At 38.7% G+C, this 1,800-nt stretch carries 2 protein-coding genes, 1 tRNA gene and 1 rRNA gene; 2 read left to right on the top strand and 2 right to left on the bottom strand.

All coding sequences use genetic code 11. From position 1 onward, the window contains the following. Positions 1-90 precede the first annotated feature (90 nt). A tRNA-Ser gene (locus KTE19_RS13520) sits at positions 91-178 on the bottom strand. 45 nt (positions 179-223) lie between these two features. Then, the gene (locus KTE19_RS13515) at positions 224-871 is read right to left on the bottom strand and encodes a VTT domain-containing protein (protein WP_217164734.1); all 648 of its coding nucleotides are present in this window, start codon (positions 869-871) and stop codon (positions 224-226) included. A gap of 157 nt (positions 872-1,028) precedes the next feature. On the opposite strand from KTE19_RS13515, the gene KTE19_RS13510 reads away from it, so the two are divergent. Continuing rightward, on the top strand, positions 1,029-1,409 hold the full coding sequence (locus KTE19_RS13510; RefSeq protein ID WP_217164732.1) for a CvfD/Ygs/GSP13 family RNA-binding post-transcriptional regulator: 381 nt from the start codon (positions 1,029-1,031) through the stop codon (positions 1,407-1,409). A gap of 321 nt (positions 1,410-1,730) precedes the next feature. Continuing rightward, a 16S ribosomal RNA gene (locus KTE19_RS13505) occupies positions 1,731-1,800 on the top strand; the annotation flags it as partial.

Genomic DNA, 1,800 nt, shown 5'->3' with positions numbered 1-1,800 from the left:
TAATTCATGCCTAATAACAAAAAAGCATCACCTTTCGGTGATGCTCATAAGTCGCCATCAATACGATTTGACTTTGACCCGTTATTTTTAAGGTGAGTACAGGATTTGAACCTGCGCGCCGGTATTAGCCGGTTCGCCGGATTTCGAGTCCGGTGCATTACCACTCTGCCAACTCACCAGAACAAAGAATATTATATCAATTGTCCGGTGACTTGTAAATTGTTCATTCTTTTGTTGGTGCAAATTTTGTTTTGACAAAGCCAATTACTGCTGGAATGAGGGAAACGATCACGATACCAATGATCACCATTGAGAAGTTGTCTTGAACAACGGGGATGTTGCCAAAGAAGTAACCCGCACCGCAGCAGATAGCAACCCACAAGATACAAGCGGAAATATTATATTTTGCGAATCGCTGATAAGGAAAATCACTAGTAGCAGATACAAACGGGATTAGTGTCCTAATGATGGGCATGAATCGTCCCAAAAAGATAGCCATGGCCCCATATTTTTCGAAGAACTCGCGGGCTTTGGCCAAATCTTTTTCTTTAATGAATCTGCCCAAAATCTTGTTGTGTGGAATTAACTCGCCAAATTTGCTTCCGAAGAAGAAGTTCAGTGAATCTCCTGCAATTGATGCAATTAAGAAGAGAATAATGAAAATTCCGATATTTAAATTGTAATTGGCATTGGCGGCAAGTGCTGCAGCTGCAAATAAAAGTGAATCACCAGGAAGAAATGGCAGAATGACCGCGCCGGTTTCAACAAAGATGATTGCGAACAGTATTAGGTAAGCTGAATTACCAAATGTATTGACGATATTCACCAAGTGGTCATCAATATGGAGAACAAAGTCGATTAATGTACTCACAAAATCATTCCTTTTAAATTTATTATTTACGATTCTATCAGATAACGGTAGAATGAGCCAATGTTGTTACCCACCTTTACTAAAAAACAACTTTTATTGTGACATCGATATTTCCGGGGTACAATATTATTCAGGATAATCTAAGTAGGTGGTATTTATGCAATTAAAAATAGGAATGAAAATAACGGGAGTGGTCACTGGTGTTCAGCCATATGGTGTGTTTGTTGACATTGGTGATAAGAAGCAAGGGTTAATCCATATCTCTGAGTGTAAAGCAGGATATGTCGATAATATCAACAGGTTATTCAAGGTGGGACAGATGGTTGAGGCGTTAGTGATTGATATTGATGAGTATTCGGGCAAAGTTTCTTTATCAACCCGAAGCCAGAATGCGCGACTTGATGTGTTGCAACATCTAAGTCTTAATCGACCGCAACATATTCATTATTGGACCAATTACCGTTTGCAGTTCGGCTTTTCAAGCATCGCTAGGCTCAGAGATCAGTGGTTGAGTGAGGCCGATGAGTTATTTAAGTAAAAAAGTGCTTGACCACCTCTTCATATCTTGGTAAACTATTATCTGTTGTCAAATATTGATCGGTTATCAATTTTAAAAAGTATGAAAAAACAACTTGATTTAAGATTGAAAATCTGATAATATTAAATAGTTGTCAAAAGCGATAAACAAGCGCTTACGACGACTTGGTAGACCTTTGAAAACTGAACAAAATTTTCGACAAACAAATGTGCAGGGCGTTCCGATTCATTTCGGAACCAAACATTTGCGAAGTCAATTCGTAAAACAAGCAATAGATATAATCATGAGCTATAACAGGCTTATCATTTTAAAAAAGTATTTTAAGATGAGAGTTTGATCCTGGCTCAGGACGAACGCTGGCGGCGTGCCTAATACATGCAAGTCGAACGCG

Source organism: Lentilactobacillus dabitei (assembly GCF_019061365.1).
GTDB classification, from domain to species: Bacteria; Bacillota; Bacilli; order Lactobacillales; family Lactobacillaceae; genus Lentilactobacillus; species Lentilactobacillus dabitei.
This window is presented reverse-complemented; position numbering and strand designations above follow the sequence as displayed.

Excerpts from the sequence above, each read along its gene's own strand:
- KTE19_RS13510 (WP_217164732.1), top strand. The coding sequence starts at position 1,029 with ATGCAATTAAAAATAGGAATGAAAATAACGGGAGTGGTCACTGGTGTT.